This is a genomic window from Malonomonas rubra (assembly GCF_003247215.1).
Classification (GTDB): Bacteria; Desulfobacterota; Desulfuromonadia; order Desulfuromonadales; family Geopsychrobacteraceae; genus Malonomonas; species Malonomonas rubra_A.
On record NZ_QKAP01000051.1, the window covers coordinates 11,929 to 29,641 of the forward strand.

The 17,713-nt window shown below is 50.3% G+C and carries 17 protein-coding genes; 1 reads left to right on the forward strand and 16 read right to left on the reverse strand.

The window, feature by feature from the left end; translation table 11 throughout:
* Positions 1-86: 86 nt before the first annotated feature.
* The 15 genes from rsmA to Q7J88_RS04645 form a co-directional block, all read right to left on the reverse strand.
* Positions 87-890, reverse strand: a complete 804-nt coding sequence (gene rsmA, locus Q7J88_RS04575) for a 16S rRNA (adenine(1518)-N(6)/adenine(1519)-N(6))-dimethyltransferase RsmA (RefSeq protein WP_303720973.1) — start codon at positions 888-890, stop codon at positions 87-89.
* Positions 887-1,381, reverse strand: coding sequence for a DUF2062 domain-containing protein (locus Q7J88_RS04580; protein ID WP_303720974.1), 495 nt, complete (start codon positions 1,379-1,381; stop codon positions 887-889). Before Q7J88_RS04580 ends, rsmA begins: the two co-directional genes overlap by 4 nt.
* A gap of 15 nt (positions 1,382-1,396) precedes the next feature.
* On the reverse strand, positions 1,397-2,413 hold the full coding sequence (gene tsaD, locus Q7J88_RS04585) for a tRNA (adenosine(37)-N6)-threonylcarbamoyltransferase complex transferase subunit TsaD (protein WP_303720975.1): 1,017 nt from the start codon (positions 2,411-2,413) through the stop codon (positions 1,397-1,399).
* 28 nt (positions 2,414-2,441) lie between these two features.
* Positions 2,442-3,761 carry a PhoH family protein gene (locus tag Q7J88_RS04590; protein WP_303720976.1) on the reverse strand — a complete coding sequence of 440 codons (1,320 nt, stop codon included), beginning with the start codon at positions 3,759-3,761 and terminating at the stop codon, positions 2,442-2,444.
* A gap of 324 nt (positions 3,762-4,085) precedes the next feature.
* Entirely contained in the window at positions 4,086-5,237 is a 1,152-nt protein-coding gene (locus tag Q7J88_RS04595) for an aminotransferase class V-fold PLP-dependent enzyme (RefSeq protein WP_303720977.1), read from the reverse strand.
* Positions 5,238-5,256: 19 nt separating this feature from the next.
* Positions 5,257-6,201, reverse strand: coding sequence for an SPASM domain-containing protein (locus tag Q7J88_RS04600; RefSeq protein WP_303720978.1), 945 nt, complete (start codon positions 6,199-6,201; stop codon positions 5,257-5,259).
* 155 nt (positions 6,202-6,356) lie between these two features.
* A complete protein-coding gene (locus Q7J88_RS04605; RefSeq protein ID WP_303720979.1) occupies positions 6,357-7,361 on the reverse strand; it encodes a GeoRSP system radical SAM/SPASM protein in 1,005 nt (334 codons plus the stop codon).
* The gene (locus Q7J88_RS04610; RefSeq protein WP_303720980.1) at positions 7,354-7,668 is read right to left on the reverse strand and encodes a GeoRSP system PqqD family peptide chaperone; all 315 of its coding nucleotides are present in this window, start codon (positions 7,666-7,668) and stop codon (positions 7,354-7,356) included. Before Q7J88_RS04610 ends, Q7J88_RS04605 begins: the two co-directional genes overlap by 8 nt.
* An 18-nt stretch (positions 7,669-7,686) precedes the next feature.
* A complete protein-coding gene (gene yedE, locus Q7J88_RS04615) occupies positions 7,687-8,760 on the reverse strand; it encodes a YedE family putative selenium transporter (protein WP_303720981.1) in 1,074 nt (357 codons plus the stop codon).
* On the reverse strand, positions 8,760-9,296 hold the full coding sequence (locus Q7J88_RS04620) for a hypothetical protein (RefSeq protein ID WP_303720982.1): 537 nt from the start codon (positions 9,294-9,296) through the stop codon (positions 8,760-8,762). The genes yedE and Q7J88_RS04620 overlap by 1 nt, the downstream gene beginning before the upstream one ends.
* 3 nt (positions 9,297-9,299) lie before the next feature.
* Positions 9,300-10,199, reverse strand: coding sequence for a phosphate/phosphite/phosphonate ABC transporter substrate-binding protein (locus Q7J88_RS04625; protein ID WP_303720983.1), 900 nt, complete (start codon positions 10,197-10,199; stop codon positions 9,300-9,302).
* 12 nt (positions 10,200-10,211) lie between these two features.
* The gene (locus Q7J88_RS04630) at positions 10,212-11,255 is read right to left on the reverse strand and encodes a right-handed parallel beta-helix repeat-containing protein (RefSeq protein WP_303720984.1); all 1,044 of its coding nucleotides are present in this window, start codon (positions 11,253-11,255) and stop codon (positions 10,212-10,214) included.
* On the reverse strand, positions 11,255-12,040 hold the full coding sequence (locus Q7J88_RS04635; protein ID WP_303720985.1) for a NosD domain-containing protein: 786 nt from the start codon (positions 12,038-12,040) through the stop codon (positions 11,255-11,257). The genes Q7J88_RS04630 and Q7J88_RS04635 overlap by 1 nt, the downstream gene beginning before the upstream one ends.
* The gene (locus Q7J88_RS04640; protein WP_303720986.1) at positions 12,037-12,516 is read right to left on the reverse strand and encodes a hypothetical protein; all 480 of its coding nucleotides are present in this window, start codon (positions 12,514-12,516) and stop codon (positions 12,037-12,039) included. The genes Q7J88_RS04635 and Q7J88_RS04640 overlap by 4 nt, the downstream gene beginning before the upstream one ends.
* 151 nt (positions 12,517-12,667) lie before the next feature.
* A complete protein-coding gene (locus tag Q7J88_RS04645; protein WP_303720987.1) occupies positions 12,668-14,041 on the reverse strand; it encodes a sigma-54 dependent transcriptional regulator in 1,374 nt (457 codons plus the stop codon).
* Between the two features lie 373 nt (positions 14,042-14,414).
* Here Q7J88_RS04645 and Q7J88_RS04650 point away from each other — a divergent pair, with 373 nt between their 5' ends.
* Complete coding sequence (locus Q7J88_RS04650) at positions 14,415-16,655, forward strand: vitamin B12-dependent ribonucleotide reductase (RefSeq protein WP_303720988.1); 2,241 nt, start codon at positions 14,415-14,417, stop codon at positions 16,653-16,655.
* Positions 16,656-16,858: 203 nt separating this feature from the next.
* Here Q7J88_RS04650 and Q7J88_RS04655 read toward each other — a convergent pair.
* Positions 16,859-17,713 (reverse strand): CsgG/HfaB family protein (locus tag Q7J88_RS04655; RefSeq protein ID WP_303720989.1); only part of this gene is annotated, 855 nt, incomplete at its 5' end.

Below are 17,713 nucleotides of genomic sequence, written 5' to 3' on the forward strand. Positions count from 1 at the left end.
GCTTATCGTTGAGCCACCGTTGTTTGCAACGATACTCAAAGAATAGACCACGGGATGGGGCTTAGCAAGGTGAGATTAATCGATATTTAATTCTGAGAGCAAAGCAAATACTTGGCAAGATTGGAAAAATCTTTCAGGGACAGGGTTTCCCCTCGACACCCGGGATCGATCCCTGCCGCTGCCAGAGCATAGTTGATATCGGCTATATTAAAACCGTTTGCCTGAAGGCTGTTACGGAGTGTTTTGCGTCGCTGAGTAAATGCTGCCTTTACAACCTTCCGAAAGAACTGTTCATCGACAGGATCAACACGTGGAACAAGCAGTGGCTGAAAATGTAAAACGATGGAGTCAACTTTAGGGGGAGGATTAAATGCCCCAGGCTTGACCAGTGTAACGACATCAATATCGTACCAAAGCTGACAGAGCACGGATAGAATACCGTAATCTTTACCGCCAGGTTTGGCCACCAGACGTTCACCAACCTCGCGTTGGAACATCAACACCATGCGCTGAAACAACTTGCGGTGTTCAAGCAACTTGAATACGATCTGACTGGAAATATTGTACGGCAGGTTGGCCACTAATGTGTACGGCGGATTCGGCAAAAGCTGCAACCAAGGGGTTTTAAGTACGTCTCCGGCATGCACCGACAGCCGATTGTCCTGGCGCGCGTTAAGACGCTCGATCAAATCACGATCAATCTCCATCACATGAACGTGACGGGCTAGCGGCAAAAGCTGATCGGTCAAGACGCCGAGGCCGGGACCAATCTCCACAACTTCCAGTTCGCTACTGAGTTTTGCTGCGGTGACAATCTTTCCTATCACCGAGCGATCATGCAGAAAGTGCTGGCCAAAGCGTTTTTTGGTCCGGTAACCGCTACGGCTCATTCCGATGAGTTCCTGTTCTTTTGCGGGCGTGGCCAGCGTGGGATTCTAGACTGCCTCATAACCGGGATGAAATGCAAAGTCAGGGCGTAACCGATCAGAGCAACCGGAATCCCCAGCACAAGGCTGCCGAGGCACAAGGGGGAAGCAAGCAACCAGCCGAGTTCACGCATCGCATGGTAGCTAAATTCGATGGTCGTATCAGGATGCGGAAATCCTAACAGCACGCGACCAACTTCGTATTCCATACCATAGATGAACGGTGCAGTCAGCGGATTGGTAATCCAGACACCGATCACGGCAGCAATTTTATTCTGCTTTAAAATAAAGGCAAAAATTAACGCCAGAAACATCTGGATACCGAAAGTTGGCGTCATGCCAATAAACAGCCCAAGAGCCATGCCGCGGGCGATCTCGTCTGGCTCAACCTGTAACCGGATCAATCGAATCAGATTGAGCTTGAATTGCCTGAAAAAACCAAAACGACGCCACATAGTGATCAATCCCTGCTAGAACACTCCCGCTTGTTCAAGCGGCCAACTGGAAACAGCATTCAAGGCCAGAGAAGAACGATAGCCCTGCTGCAGGTAATGGTCACCTGCAACAGTGAGCATCGCAGCGTTATCGGCACAAAGAATCGGAGCTGGGAAATAAATCTCAAGACCGTTCGCATCAGCCAGCTCGGCAAACCTTCTGCGTAAACCACTATTACAGGCTACACCACCGGCAACAACGATACGGTTTAAACCTTCACCCTTGGCGGCCCGCAAGGCTTTTTGCGTTATTACATCTACCGCTGCAGTCTGAAACGCAGCAGAGATCTGTCCAACCTGCCGTTTATCGGGTTCCGCATCAAGGCGGTTCAAATAGTTCAGTACCGCCGTCTTCATACCAGAGAAGCTGAAATTGAGATTATCTTTTTTCAACAACGGACGTGGAAAAACGATCCCACCATCATCACTCTGCTGTGCAAGTTTATCTATGATCGGTCCTCCCGGATAGCCTAGACCAAGCATCTTGGCAACCTTGTCGAAGGCCTCGCCCGCTGCATCATCGACCGTTCGCCCGAGCAGCAGGTACTGACCGATACCATCAACCCGAAACAGGTGAGTATGGCCTCCAGATACAGCCACCGCCAGAAACGGATAGGCAACATGTTTTTCCAGCTGAATAGCAAGGATGTGCCCTTCAATGTGGTGTACTCCGATCAACGGAATATTGCTAGCATAAGCAAATGCCTTAGCGTATGACAGGCCGACCAGCAACGCGCCGATCAAGCCGGGCCCACGCGTGGCAACGACACCATCGAGCTGCAGTTTGCTGACTCCGGCCACCATCAACGCTTCCTCAACCAACGGATTGATCACTTCAAGATGCCGGCGTGAGGCGAGTTCAGGGACAACACCGCCGTAAATCGCATGGACATCCGTTTGTGAAGCGATCAAATTTGATAAAACCTCGCGGCCGTCACGTACGACGGCCGCTGCAGTTTCATCGCATGAACTTTCAATTGCGAGTAAAAGCATCGAACAATTTGTTAAATGTGGTTGCTGTCTATAAAAGGTTTGCTGCCAATTCCGCCAAGGAAGATCGCTCGCCTTTGCTTAAGGTCATGTGACCAGCAATCTCTTGTCCTTTAAGGCGTTCAACAGCATAAGTTAAACCGTTACTTGCAGAATCAACATAAGGATTATCGATCTGATAGGGGTCACCGGTCAAAACGATTTTTGTCCCCTCTCCGGCGCGCGTAATAATGGTCTTAATTTCATGAGGTGTCAAGTTCTGTGCTTCATCGACAATCATGTATTGACGCGGAATCGAGCGACCCCGGATATAAGTCAGCGGTTCGATCTCCATCAGGCCAAGATCGATCAATTCGCGATAGCCACGCTTGCGCTTGCCGCCTTCTTCGACACTGGAAAGCAACAGCTCAACATTATCGAAAATCGGCTGCATCCAGGGAGCGAGCTTTTCTTCGACATCACCTGGCAAGAAGCCAAGATCACGCCCCATCGGGAAGACCGGCCGAGAAACAAGCAAGCGACTATAAACGCTTTCATCAGCAGTTTTCAACAATCCCGCCGCGATTGCCAGTAGGGTTTTACCCGTACCCGCCTTGCCGACTAGGGAAACCAACTGGATATCGTCATTGAGCAACAGGTCAAAAGCGAACTGCTGCTCGCGGTTGCGTGGATGAATTCCCCAGACTCCTTCCTTCGGTACGCGTAACAGTGTTTTCAATTGCCGCTTCAAGGAATCATAGCGGCCGATCGCCGAATGGGATGGGTTGGTTTCATCGATCAGGGTCACTCCCTGATTGGAATTAAACTCACCTTCCAGATCGAGGCTACCATGTTCGTAAAATTGGTCGACCTGCTCTCGACCTACCAGCAGCTCAGAAGTTCCGGTATAAAGCTCTTCAATGCGAATTTTATCGTTCTGATAGTCTTCAGCGGTCATGCCAATGGTATCAGCCTTGATCCGCAGGTTGATGTCTTTGGTGATAAAAATCACCGGCGTTTCCGGTGCATTTTCCTGGAGATCTTTGGCAACCGCTAGGATTCGGTTGTCGCCGCGGTCGACCTGCAGCTCGGGAGGAAGTTTATCGAGAAACCGTTCATGGTAAATGGCAACACTAAAAATACCACCACCTTCAAGCGATACACCGTCGATCAACTTAGATTGCAGTCTGAAACCGTCGATCATCCGAGAAATCTGCCGGGCGTTGCGCCCCGTTTCACTCTGCTCTTTTTTAAAACGATCAATCTCTTCAATGACCGTCAGAGGGACAACCACGTTATTTTCTTCAAATTTGAACAGTGCTTGAGGATCGTGCAGCAGAACATTCGTATCAAGAACGTAGGTCTTTTTCATTCAATATCAACTTTCAACTTAAGTGTTAGCAGACATGGCCCAGCGTCCTTAAGAGCTGATTTTAAGCCCCTCGTTAGTTGCCATGATTTTCAAATAAACCGGATATCTCCTTTCCATATTCAAAGCATTGAGTATCTCTCTGGAGACTCCTCGATGGTAAAAGCACGATAGACTCCGCTTGCGAGTGACTGTTTTCGGGTCACCGGATGTTCGGATACCAATGAAAAGGTAGATAAAGAGCTAGTATCAGGACGATAAAAATTCTTTGTATAGTAAACATTATCGCATCCCTTTTAAGTTTTTACCAGAAAGCGTTCAGGCAGATTAGCCAGCAATCCGCTTCACCGCAGCCAGAAACTTTTGCAACTCGGCTTCAGTAGTAAAGAAACCTGGGCTGACACGCACGGTACCATGTGGATAGGTACCGATGGTCCGATGGGCATCGGGAGCACACTGTAGCCCAACACGGACACTGATCGCATATTCATGGTCAAGGCGGAAGCCGACTTCGGCCGGATCGCAGCCCTCAATATTGAAAGAGACGGCAGCCCCTCTGTTTTCGATTTCCGCCGGCCCGTAAAGGCTCACTCCAGAAATACGCCGCAGCCCTTGCAAGAGGAATTCAAGCAGCTGCAGTTCGTGATGCCGTATTTTCTGGACCCCGACCTCAAGGAGAAATTCGAGTGCTGCGTTTAGTCCAGCCAATCCGGGGAGGTTGAATGTCCCGCACTCCAGTCGCTCCGGCAACTCTTCGGGTGGCAAATCAGAGTGAGAGTTAGCACCGGTGCCACCGTAAATCAGGGGGATCAGGTTCAGATGTTTAGCGACATATAGAAAGCCAGTTCCCTGCGGGCCGAGCAGACATTTATGTCCTGGGGCCGCAAAAAGATCGACCTGTAAAGCCTGAAAATCGATCGGAAGGCTGCCAGCCGATTGGGAACCATCGACCATAAACAAAATATCTTGTTGATAACACCAGTGCCCAAGCTCTGCAATCGGCTGAATCCCGCCAAAAACATTCGAGCAATGATTTACCAGCAGTAGACGGGTTTTTGCTGCCAGGCAGGCTTCTTTCAACGCATCAACGGAAACAATGCCTGACTGCGTATCAGCAACAACCTTGACAACATCAACATTATTGCTGTCCTGTAAAGCGCGTAGTGGGCGACTTACAGCGTTATGCTCAATGCTGGTTGTCACCACCCGGTCGAAAGGTTTCAGCAACCCGAATAATGCCTGATTGATAGCTGTTGTCGCATTAGCGGTAAAAACAAAGCGCTCCGAATCGGGCGCATTGAACAACTCCGCGAGCAACTCACGGGTTTCGAATACCAAGCGTTCCGCAGAGAGGGCCTTTTGATATCCTCCGCGACCGGGGCTGGCCCCCATCCGCAGAGCTTTGTCAACCGCCTGATAAACCTGTTCAGGTTTCGGATAGCTGGTCGCCGCGTTATCGAGATAAATCGCGTCATTCATCCTAGTCAAACTTTCACGCTCAGCGAATGCCCTCGCAAAGCAGATCCCTCTTCAACGAATCATCCCGACAGAAACTGGACAGGCCACGACAACCACCGAAACAACTTTCGTAATCTCGGCAATCCGTACAACCAACAGGGATTTCGGCAATCTGCCGCCGGATTTCGAATCGCAAATCGGATTGCCAAAGATCGATCAAATCGTTTTCCAGCAAACTTCCCAACGGTTCCGGCCAAGAAGAGCAGGGCCACAGCTGCCCATCTGCCGTGATATGTCCCAAGCTGTTGGCCGCCTGACAACCACCATACTCACTGCGCTGCCCTCCGCTCAAAGGTTGCAGCAATTCCCATACAAACAGATCGTGAACGTCAAGTTGCAGCTCGGAAAGTTTAGGCAATCCAGACTTGCGGATTGCCGCTGCCAATTGTTTAAGATCTTCACAATCAGGCATTTTTTCAGCTTGTTCCGGCCCACAACTAACACCGATTTTCTGGTTTGGCAACTTAAAACCACGGATCGATTCGGCAGCGCAAAAACGGAGGGCTGCCAGTAACGCCGGCAACTCACTCCGCCGCGGCATCCAGCTCAGCAACGGTTCGTAACCCGAGTTTCTGATGCGGGACAGGGCTGGACGTATACAATCTCCGTTAAAGGTGTGCCCCTGTACCGCCTGCGAACAATCGAGATATAGCTTGATTGTCTGAGGGAGTTGACCGAGTAAATTCAGCTCTGTTTCTGAGTTCCCCACAACCACCGAAACCTGGCAACCTTTCACCAACGACTGCAAAAGCGGAATAATTTCCGGGTGCAATAGAGGTTGCTCTTCCAGGGAAACAAAAAAAATCCCAGCATCAAGCAGCTGCTGAGCTACTCTGGAGAGCTGCGCGGCGGACAATACTTTACCGTCGCCACCGCAAAGGTCCCAGCTGACCCGCAAAGGGGCATCGAGTAAATCTACGGCCATAGTTTGATTAGAACAGAAAAGAAATGGGGGAGGCAATTGCCTCCCCCATATTCTTTAGCATGGGTGTACGTTCGAAGAACCAACCACCCGGGGTTTCATGTACTTTTTCATCGTGACCTCCTTTTGTAATGGGTTAACGTTCTTTACCATCCTGTCTATTTCCAACAATGAGGATCAGGTTCACTCAAATCACCGGTGGTTGCGAAAGACCTTGCAGTGCACCCACCGAGACAGTCCTGATAAGCACCACAACCCTGGCATTTACCCTTAGCCTCTTTGTTCCGCATACCGTTTAAGACAGGAGAATTGTACCATAGATCCTCAAAATTATCTGTCAAAATATTACCGACCACTAATGGGATAAAACCACAAGGGGTAATATCGCCGTTCGGTCTCAGGTGCAGGGACAATTTACCACAACTGCTCCCCTTCACCATCGGGTTTTCATCATACCCGGGTAATGAGGCAATCACCGGATCGTCAAACGAAATCAGCAGATCTTTCGTAACCTTTTTGGTCCCCAACGCCTCAACATAAAACTCTTTCCACTCCTGTGGTGACAGATCGAGATCCTCACGGTTCTTAAACCCACGGCCACTGCACTTAAAGTTATGCAAAAAAACCTGGGAAACCTTGTGCTTTCTGGCAAGATCAAGCAAGGAGTGAAAATCCTTGAAATTAATTCGTGAAATAACCGCGCTCATGGTCGTCTTCACACCGACCTGATGGAGCGCATCAAGGGCTGCCGTAGCACGTTCAAACGAACCATTCATATTCCGAAAATCGTCGTGGGACTTACCAACGGCGCTATCAATGCTAATGCCGACACTTTTAAAGCCTGCCTGTTGAATCTGCTCTGCAGTAGCGTGATCGAGCAGCCAACCGTTGGAATTCATCGACACATTCAATCCTTTATCAGTCGCGTACCTAGTGACCTCGAGCAGGTCGTCGCGAATCAACGGCTCGCCGCCACCGAAGTTGATAAAGGGGACCTGCCGGTCGGCAAGCACATCGACAACCTGCTTTATCTTCTCTGTTGGCAATTCCTCACCAACTTCGTCGCGACTGTAACAGTGGCTGCAGGTGAAGTTACACTTATAGGACAGAGTCCAGTTAAAGGTTAACGGAGCGGAGAACAGTTCGGTAATTGTATCAGCCATAAATCAACCACTCCCTTTGCAGCAGGTCTTCAATAAACTCTGCCACATCTGCCGCTAGTACATTACGTTCCACATCAAATTCTTTTAGCAGGCAATCGACGATCTGTTCTTCTGTCCGAGTCCCGTCGCACAGGTTCCAAATCATCCCACCCAGTAGGTTAAGTTGATGCATCATGCCGGAAATCAGCAGAATTACTGTGCCTCTCTCTTCGACATCCTTCCCCGCGTCCATTTCTTTGAGAACCTGTTCTTCACGGCGTTTTTCATGTCGCCAGACAATATCTGGATTTCTTTGCAAAAAAGTCAAAATCAGACCTTTCAAAAGTTAAGCAATGTCGCGTTCTCGGAACAGCAACAAATTCAAAATGAAGAATGCCAACCCAGCAACTACCGCTACCTTACCGTAAAGTGGTACACCGGCAGCAGTTCCAGCCAATTGCCAAGACTGGACCAATCCGGCTCCAAGCAACATGCCGATCACCACCAGTCCGGCATCAGCATCACCTTCTCCAGCCTTGATCAACTGCCGAAACGGACAACCACCGATTAACACGGAAATCGCGCCAACCAGTAACATACCGAGAAAACTCCAGACCATGTCAAGGTGAGCTCCCGGTTGACCGTAGAATCCAGGGGTGAAATTCCCGCTAACCAGAGAACCGACAAAAGCCAGCAGGACAAACAGCAGCAACCCCCAGAATAGCTGGGCCCGCAGACCGATCATCAACAGATCGCGCAAACCACCAGTAATACAAAAACGGGTTCGTTGCGCTAAAAAACCAATCAGCAGACTGATCCCAAGCGACAGAAGCACCGGTGCAGCTTCAGCTGCACTCCCCCGTTGGGAAAAGAGGATAAATCCAGGCCGTAACAGCAAAAAGCCGAGCAAAAGTAAAAACAGAAGCGGAGTCCAATAACCGCTGCCACCAAACTGTTTTTTCGCAGCCCCGAGTCCAACGCCGACCTCTAACCCCTTGAGTCCGAGCCAAACCCCGACAACCAAGCCGAACAGACCCGGGAGTGCCGTCCAATCACCAGCAGTCAAACGCAGAAACAACTTGATCGGACAGCCGATAAATACTGCACAGCCGACAATCAGAAATATCCCTGACAGCAATCGCTGCATCGGTGCGCTGCCACCTTTTGAAGAGAACTCCTTGAAACTGAACGCCGAGAGAGTTGAGCCAAGGACAAAACCAATCAATTCTGGCCGCAGATACTGCATCCGCGGGTTGTCATGCAGGCCAAGAGCACCAGCACTGTTTTCCAAAAAGCAGGAAACGCAGATGCCTGAGTTCTGAGGGTTACCAAGCACAGCCAACCAGACCCCACAAATACCGAGCACAGTCCCAGCCAACATCACCAGCCAGGTTTGCGGATCACGTAAAGCATCACGCATTATTCGCAGCCTCCAGCCAACCGTCCCTGTAGGTAATAGAGATTCTGCAAGGTTTTCTGCAAGCTGGCGTTCTCCTGTGCCAACGCCTTTGCTTTTAATTTTGGCAACTGATTAGCGATCAGTTGGTCGATCAGACTGCGTCTGGACAAAGGACTCTGCCGGTCAACATAATCGGCACTCAAGCGAACCGCCTTCGCCAAATGCTCCACCGCCTGAGGTATAACCTGCATACGCAGCAGAATTTCGCCGCGCAGCAATTCCCCATGCGCTTCGTTCGGATAGTTTCGCGACAGTTCATCAAGTTTTAATAACGCCGCCTCATACTTGCCATTTTGCTGCAATTCGTTGACCGGCGCATAAAGACGCTCCAGAAAGCTGACTTTTGCCTGATAGGTCATATCACGGGCGATCGCCTTATCCAGCGAAGGATTCAACTGGGACGCCTGCGAACCACCGCCAATCAACAGCGCTACTCCTGCGGCAACACAAACGAGGAGCAAACCGGCTAAAAGAATATCGACGCGATCTTTGAACAAAAATCAAAACTCCTGATAGGGTGGCATGTTGGCTCGCTTAGCCATCTCACGCAACTGATCATAATCACTGTCAGCGAGAGCTTCGAACCCGTTAATCCAGGCGGAAGCAAGAACCTTCAACGTTTCTCCCTGATAATCAACCGTATCGGGCTCAGTCAAATCAACCAGCACTTGCCGAAATTTTTTGACCAGATCCGCGTCCACATCTTTGCGTGCGGAAAAAGTACAGTACGGAAAAGTCGGACTCTGGCCGAGAATATTGAAATCATCAGCGGTGACCTTACCGGCACGGGTCATCAACTCAAGATCGAGAGCCGGCACCGCAGCGACATCAAACTGGTCAAAGTAGACTGAGTAAACCACCTTCTCATGTTTAAAGGATCCGGTCGGAATGGCGTAGTAAGCGATATCCAATTCGGGATCAATGCCGTTACGCAGCATCAGGTCATATTGGGCTAGATACCCGCTCGGAGCCAGCTGAGGTCCGAAAATCACACGCTTGCCTTTGATGTCTTCAATCTTCTTAATCCCGCTGCCTTTTTTCGAGATGATCGCCCCGGCAGTATGTGAACCGTAATTGCCGCGCTTCTCCGTTGCCAGCAAAGTAGCCTGCTGCTCTTCATGCAGAATCAGATAAACTAGCGAGTTGGTATGAGCGAATTCGAACTCACCACCAGCAAAGCGCTCGGCAAAATCCTGAGTATCGACCGGAACAGCCTGAAATTCTACGTTCAACTTGTCGGAAAGATATTTTGTCAACGGTTGAAACCGTTCCATAGTTTCTTCAGCACTGTTGCAGTTCATGTAGCCGATCTTCATCACAGGCCGATCACTACTTCCCTGACACCCGGCCAGCAACGCCAACGAACCTAACAATATTAAGCGCAGCAAATACAATTTCATCCTCACCACAAACTAATAATTTGGAGCAACAACTGTAATCCTTCCAACCGATGGACGCAGTTGTTGGTCGATAATCACGGGGGGTTCAGCGAACCAATTCACATCCAGGGCGAAATCATCTTCTCCGTCATTGACCAGGGCCATCTGGTGATTCCCATTAATCCTGTTGTCACGCACATCGCCACCAGCATCGTTAACCTTAATCCCAGACCTGCCGTTGTCGGTAATCCAATTTGTGCTCAGATCCACCAGACTATCTTCAAGATAAATGCCATGTTCCAGATTGCCGGCAATCCGGTTCCCATCGGCAACCCCACGACTCCGCTGCAGGTAAAAACCGCGCCGGTTATTGATGATTTGATTGTTGTGCAGGACAAACCCCGAATCGCGCAAGCTGACGCCGTTCACTCGATTATTGCTGATCAGGTTGTTTTCCATTTTCAGCTCGACATACACCGCACGAACCCCCCAGTTGTTATTGCGAATCGTGCTGTCGCTCAGGTGAACCGTCGCATCCCGAAATTGCAACCCATTGAAATTATTTTCAAACAGGCAATCATCAATCAACACATCAGATTCTTGAAACTGAGCGCCACGCTGGTTGAACTGAAAACAACTGTGGTGCAATTCAGCGTTTGAGAAATGAGCGTGAAAACCGCGATAAGCGTATTCGAACAGACAATTTTCGATGATGTTCGGCTCAACATCACTCATCATCATGTTGACCGCCCCCCAGTCAGAGACGCGCGGATTCTTCTCGGCTGAAGTAAAAATGATCGGATTCTCTGCAGTTCCACGGGCCAATAAGCGCCCCTGAATAAAAATTTCGTGTTCACCGATCTGATCGGAATTACTGTCGAATCGGGTAAAGCGAATTACCGTCCCAGGGCGGATTTCAAGCGTTACCCCCATCGCTACCGTCAGAATTCCGTCTATCAGTACTTCGCCTTCCCAGACCGTGTCCTCGTAAAGCGAAATCTCACCACGATAGCTCAACGCAGCCTGCGCAGTGCAAGGTAGTAGCAACAGGGGCAGCAATAGCAGCCGTAACAACATCAGTTCGCCTCCTGTCCATACCGCACAAAATCGAGCCGGTTACCAGCCACATGGTTGCTCTCATCGAACACAACACCAGCTGGCAGAATAACCCCGCGATCATTTTCTCCGATCAGATTCCCACTGAATGCACCACGACAGTCACGCCCCAGATAGAGCCCTTCTTCCTGCAGGTGAACGATCCTGCTGTTACGAACCTGCGGAGCACTCTGATCCCAGCAGAACAGACCGGCTTCCCCAGAGGTCAGCAAACTGTCACGAATCTGCGGTGCACTTTGCTGCTGCAGTAAAATGCCGTATCGGCTGCGCTGAACCTGCAGCGATAGTACGTTGGGAGAAGAATTTAAACAGAGAAGACCCGCTTCCGCCTGCTCGATACGCAGGTGCGCCAATTCAGACCCAACACTGTCAACCAGTTGCAGCCCAGACCAAAGAATTGCGTCGCGGTCCTCACCGATCGGTTTAAAAACAATCGGCTGAGCTTCAGTTCCGACTGCATTCAGAGTGCCTCTGATCAGAACCTCCGTTTCCCGGGAAAGAAATTCAGGATCGATCTTGGTACTGTCCGATGGTTGCACATACACTGTGGTGCCCGGTTTGATGGTCAAGATCAGACCGGTCGGAACCTGGAGATCCGCAGCAAGTAAGTATTGACCATCAAGGACCAAATCGGAGGGAATGGTGCCACTGATTTGCGGCAATTCAAGTGGATCCACAATCACTGGTTGATGACCGGCGCAGCCGAAAAGAACCAATAGAATACTGAGGACAAATAACTTTCTCATATCCAACCACGTTGCATATAGAGGTTACGTACCGCCTTTGCCGGCAACATCCCATTCTCCACCTGCTGCTGTAACAGAGCAAGGTCCTCTCTCGTAAGCAGGCGTTGGAGCTTTTTCAAAGCCTTCGGCACGGTGGTAAACTGCAGGTTCTCAATCGGCCGCGTGCCACTCAACAGATGCAAAGTGTCGCCGACCGTTAAAATACTTGACCAATCAGGGATAGCCGACGGGCTGAAGCCAAGATCGATCTTTTCCCGCTGCAACAAATCCCCAGCAGTTTCGCCCTCGGCATACTCTATCCTCACCGATTCAACGCCTGTCTTTTCCTGTACGTAGATGGCGGCCAGATGAAACAACAGCTCCCCATTCATACCGCCAGGAGTACCGACATACAACTTCGGTCCAAAACAGGCTACAGCTGGCGCACTAACCAGTAACAGCAGAAGAAGAATTGATAATTTAAATAATGTTTGCATCCTGAAGAGACTTTCCCAGATCAAGCAATTGGAAAGCAGAAGAGCAAGGATCGTACCGAGAAATCCATTATAAAAATAGATTTATTCGATTGATATCAATAGCTTATTGACTGGCAGCAGACGACAACTTAAAAATGCTGACAACAATCTGTCATTCCTGCTTGTCCAGTAGACCATACTTTTCCATTTTATAGCGCAACGTAGTCCGGGCAATTCCGAGAATATCGGCTGCCTTGGTTTGTGAGGCCCCTTGCTGACGCAGTGTCTGGATGATCAGTTGCCGTTCGAGATCTTCGAGAATTTCGGTCAGGTTCCCCCCCTGCTGCGGCAGAGTCAGGCAGATTTCGCTGTCGCCGACCACATCACGCGGCAGCTCGCGCGGTGTAATGACATCGCCGCGGCAAAGCACAACCGCCCTTTCTATGGCATTCTGCAGTTCGCGAACATTTCCCGGCCAGTCGTAACCAATCAAGCTGGCCAAGGCCTTGGGTGCGATCTGCGAAATCTTCTTGCCGGTCTCCTTGATGTACTTCTCTAAAAAGTAGTTGGCCAGCGGCTCGACGTCTTCACGCCGGTCGCGTAACGGTGGCAGCTCGACATGGATTACATTCAGACGATAATATAGGTCTTCGCGAAACTCCCCCTTTTTCACCTGCTCGGACAAATCCTTGTTGGTTGCCGCTACGATCCGTACGTCGGTTTTAATGGTGCGATCACCTCCAACCCGTTCGAACTCCTGCTCCTGTAACACCCGCAGCAGTTTCACCTGAGCCGACATGGTCATCTCGGCAACTTCGTCGATAAACAACGTCCCTTGGTTGGCCAACTCAAAGCGCCCCTTCTTCTGAGATACGGCACCTGTAAAAGCGCCCTTTTCATGGCCGAACAGTTCGCTCTCCAAAACCCCCTCGGAGAAAACCGCACAATTGAGCACCACAAAAGGGCGTTCCTTGCGCGGCGAATTATAGTGTATCGAACGAGCAACCAATTCCTTACCGGTACCACTTTCACCAGTAATCAGGACGCTTGCGTTACTCACCGCCACTGAAGCGGCCATCTCGTAGACATCGGCCATCAACGGTGAATTACCGACGATGCCACTGAACTGATAATGCTCATCCAACTCCTGATGCAGATACTGATTTTCTACCAGCAACCGATTGTGCTCCAGTGCCTTGGCCACAGCAAGTCGAATTTCATCGGTCTGGAAAGGCTTGGTCAGATAATCGTAGGCTCCGTTTCGTAGCGCCTCCACGGCACTTTCTACAGTGCCGTAAGCAGTCATCACCATGATCGGCAGCGATGGGTCAAACTCTTTGATCTCTCGCAAAAGCTCCAGGCCGTTTTTTTCCGGCATCTGAATATCGGTCAGCACCAGTTCGAAACTGTCCGCGAAAATCAGCTCCAATGCCTCCTTCGCCGAACCGACTGGCGTTGGCTGATAGCCCTCGCGTGCCAAAACGCGCGACAGGAGCCTTTGCATCCCAGCTTCATCATCGACAATCAGGATTTTCTCGCCGGCCATAAATTCGTTACCTCAAATCGGAAGTACTACGTATATTTTAACAAGCTGAACATCTTGCGGAAAGTTTTGCGGCAGGATACCCAAAATCGCATGGAACCACAAGCGTAACTACCGAGAATCAAAACAGTCTTAAGAAGATCCCTTTCTCCGACAGAAAAAAGGACTTCATGAACAAATCCACGGTGAATAATTGCACAATTCAAAAGACTAAAATTGAGTAACTCAAAAAGCGCAATTCTAATGATTATGGTTCTTGACAGCTACCACATATAGTGCTTTATATTCTGCCGATACATAAATATGGTATCATTTTAAAACCTCCATAGTAATATTTAAACCAGTTTAAAAAGTTAAAAAAGAAAGGGATCTTTAAATGAGTAAAGCGCAGAACACCGAGCTACTCGCGCTGTCGAAGAACGCCATGACCGTTCTGGCCAAACGCTACCTGAAGCGTGACAAAGATGGTAACCCAATCGAGACTCCGGTCGACATGTTCAAGCGTGTGGCGCAGACCATTGATGCGGCCGAACCGAAAGGCAAAGGAAAGAAGGCGTCCTTCGAAAAGAGCTACTATCAAATTATGACCGAGCTCGACTTTCTGCCTAACTCTCCAACCTTGATGAATGCCGGTCGTGAATTGGGACAGCTGTCCGCCTGCTTCGTGCTGCCGGTCGGTGACTCAATGGAGAGTATTTTCGAGGCGATTAAGAATACCGCCCTAATACACAAGAGCGGCGGCGGCACCGGCTTTTCCTTCTCACGTATCCGTCCGGCCAACGACGAAGTCCAATCGACCAGCGGGGTTTCTTCGGGTCCCCTCTCCTTTATGTCGGTCTTCGACGCTGCTACCGAAACCATCAAGCAGGGCGGCACCCGTCGTGGCGCCAACATGGGGATTCTGCGTGTCGATCACCCCGACATCATGGATTTCATCATGGCGAAGCGTGACCAGACCGTCTTGACCAACTTCAACATCTCTGTCGGTATGACCGAAGCCTTCATGGAAGCGGTCGAGAAAGGGGCTGACTATGACATCATTAACCCGCGTAACGGCAAAGTCGTCAAGCAGCTCAACGCTAAAAAGGTCTTCAATCAGATTGTCGACATGGCGTGGAGCAATGGGGAACCTGGGATCATTTTCCTCGACCGTCTCAACCGAGACAATCCGACTCCACATATCGGCGAAATTGAAAGCACCAACCCCTGCGGGGAGCAGCCGTTACTTCCCTACGAATCCTGCAACCTCGGCTCGTTGAACCTGGCCAACATGGTCAAAGGGAAGGACGTTAACTGGAACAAACTGGAAGAGACCGTAAAGCTGTCGACCCGTTTCCTCGACAACGTCATCGAAGCAAACAAGTATCCGCTGCCCGAAATCGATGAGATGACCCGCGCAAACCGCAAAATAGGTCTCGGCGTCATGGGCTGGGCCGATATGCTTATCCTACTCGGCATCCCATACAACAGCCGCGACGCGATCAATCTGGGCGAAAAGGTAATGAAGTTCATTAACGAAACATCCCACGCTGCTTCCATCGAACTGGCCGCAGAACGTGGAGCCTTCCCCAACTTCAAGGGCAGCACCTACGACCAGCCGGGCAAGGAACCGATCCGCAACGCGACCTGCACCACCATTGCGCCAACCGGCACCATCTCGATCATCGCCAACTGCTCAAGCGGTGTCGAGCCGCTGTTCGCCGTTTCCTATGTGCGTCAAGTACTCGACAACAACAAGCTGATTGAAGTTCACCCGCTCTTCGAAAAAATCGCCAAAGAGAGAAGTTTCTATTCTGAAAAATTGATGCAGGAAATTGCAGAAAAAGGCACCGTCCAAGGGATCGACGTGATCCCAGAAGATGTACGTCGGGTTTTCGTCACATCGCACGACATCACCCCGGAAGACCACGTACTGATGCAGGCCGCTTTCCAGCGACACACCGACAATGCGGTCTCCAAAACTGTTAACTTTTGCCACGATGCCACCAAAGAAGATGTTTCCACTGTTTACCGACTCGCTTACAAACAAGGCTGTAAAGGGGTGACCATCTACCGCGACGGTTCCCGCGACATGCAGGTGCTATCGGTGGCGAAAAAGGTTGAGGAAAAGAAAGCGGATGCATCGGTCGATTCCATGCCGATGGAAAGCAAGAAGCCTTCGCGCAAACGTGAGCGTCCCCGCGCACTAACAGGCTCTACCTACCAGATGGAAACCGGCTGCGGACCACTCTACGTGACCATCAACCAAGATAACAAAGGGCTATTCGAGCTGTTTACCACCATGGGCAAAGCCGGTGGGTGTGCTGCATCCCAGTGTGAGGCGATCGGACGTCTGGTTTCGCTGGCATGGCGCAGCGGCGTACAGGCCCGCCAGGCAGTCAAACAGATGATCGGCATAACCTGCCACAAGCCGGCTGGCTTCGGCGGCAACCGCGTCACCTCCTGTGCAGACGCGGTTGCCAAAGCGATTGAACTACACATGCTCAGCACCGGCGAGGAAGACGCCCCAACCCGTCACGTCACCAATGGCGGCGCCTGCCCTGAGTGTGGCGGCCCGGTTGAACATGAAGGTGGTTGCTGTGTTTGTCACGCCTGCGGGTATTCGGAGTGCGCGTAAAGTAATTTAACTCAACCAGATAGCACAGAACTGCCCTACAGTCACAAGTCTGTAGGGCAGTTCTATTTTCTGGGCATTTTCCCTTCCCACCCTATTTATGACACATTTGATGAAATGGTCTCCCCCTGCTGGCCCTCATCCTGAATCCAGAAAAGCTAATCTTGTAAATTTCGGCCTTGTGACATACCTATCCCGGTTCAGAGCTAATGGATATTTAGATGGCTTGAGGTGTCGATGGAATCCTCCGGGAAGTGTTGCCCTGAAATATTTTCCTTTTTAACATTTTGCTGTATCGGTCTAAGTCTTTGACCTCTTCGAAACGCACCCTCACGTACTTCGGCAACAGAATACCGGTCAAAAACTTCCCCAACAATAATTTCCCCTGACAAAGTCCCAACTTTTTGCCCGAGCACATCGCCGGTCGCAGGGTCTATCAATACCTCTCCAGGGCTGTACGCCCCCCACTCACTCCCGACTTCTATTTTCCGGTCAAATCCACCACTTAAAAAGAGCCTTTCCTCCTCGACCTTAATTACTGATGGATACCATTGTTTGTTAGCAATCGTTTCTCCAATCACAACAAGACCGTTGTTGATAACCTCCTGGGTTGCCTTACCGAGTGGAGTTCGATAAAAAGCGTTGCCGCCAAAACCTATCCCTTTGTACTGGGCTTTGAAGTCGACAGATCCAGCGCTTGCTTTTCCTTCAAGAGTTTTGCTGGCAACAATTTCGCCAGTCTCAACATCAATGACGTAAAGAGTGACAGAAACAAGTGCAACCTGCCCATCACCAACGATTCCCAATTTACTCCCCAGCACGCGAAGGGTCCCGCCGCCAACATGAGCAAAGTCGGTCACTGCACCTTTAATAAGGTATTGAATATTTTTCAGATTGCCCTGTTTGACCTTACCTTGGTCACGAAAAGCGTCATTTTGCTGGATTTCCTGCTCGGCCAGAACGGAGGCGATATCCCTTCTGGTCAAAACCGTATAACGGTTGGTATTAATCAGACCATCTACTAAAAGATCACGCATTCCGGTCCCTAGTTGCCATTGGTG

Coding starts and splice junctions, on each gene's coding strand:
- Q7J88_RS04590 (WP_303720976.1), bottom strand. CDS start 3,761: ATGAAAAAGACCTACGTTCTTGATACGAATGTTCTGCTGCACGATCCT.
- Q7J88_RS04580 (WP_303720974.1), bottom strand. CDS start 1,381: ATGTGGCGTCGTTTTGGTTTTTTCAGGCAATTCAAGCTCAATCTGATT.
- Q7J88_RS04605 (WP_303720979.1), bottom strand. CDS start 7,361: ATGGCTGATACAATTACCGAACTGTTCTCCGCTCCGTTAACCTTTAAC.
- Q7J88_RS04595 (WP_303720977.1), bottom strand. CDS start 5,237: ATGAATGACGCGATTTATCTCGATAACGCGGCGACCAGCTATCCGAAA.
- Q7J88_RS04640 (WP_303720986.1), bottom strand. CDS start 12,516: ATGCAAACATTATTTAAATTATCAATTCTTCTTCTGCTGTTACTGGTT.
- Q7J88_RS04635 (WP_303720985.1), bottom strand. CDS start 12,040: ATGAGAAAGTTATTTGTCCTCAGTATTCTATTGGTTCTTTTCGGCTGC.
- Q7J88_RS04600 (WP_303720978.1), bottom strand. CDS start 6,201: ATGGCCGTAGATTTACTCGATGCCCCTTTGCGGGTCAGCTGGGACCTT.
- Q7J88_RS04625 (WP_303720983.1), bottom strand. CDS start 10,199: ATGAAATTGTATTTGCTGCGCTTAATATTGTTAGGTTCGTTGGCGTTG.
- rsmA (WP_303720973.1), bottom strand. CDS start 890: ATGAGCCGTAGCGGTTACCGGACCAAAAAACGCTTTGGCCAGCACTTT.
- Q7J88_RS04630 (WP_303720984.1), bottom strand. CDS start 11,255: ATGTTGTTACGGCTGCTATTGCTGCCCCTGTTGCTACTACCTTGCACT.
- tsaD (WP_303720975.1), bottom strand. CDS start 2,413: ATGCTTTTACTCGCAATTGAAAGTTCATGCGATGAAACTGCAGCGGCC.
- Q7J88_RS04650 (WP_303720988.1), top strand. CDS start 14,415: ATGAGTAAAGCGCAGAACACCGAGCTACTCGCGCTGTCGAAGAACGCC.
- yedE (WP_303720981.1), bottom strand. CDS start 8,760: ATGCGTGATGCTTTACGTGATCCGCAAACCTGGCTGGTGATGTTGGCT.
- Q7J88_RS04645 (WP_303720987.1), bottom strand. CDS start 14,041: ATGGCCGGCGAGAAAATCCTGATTGTCGATGATGAAGCTGGGATGCAA.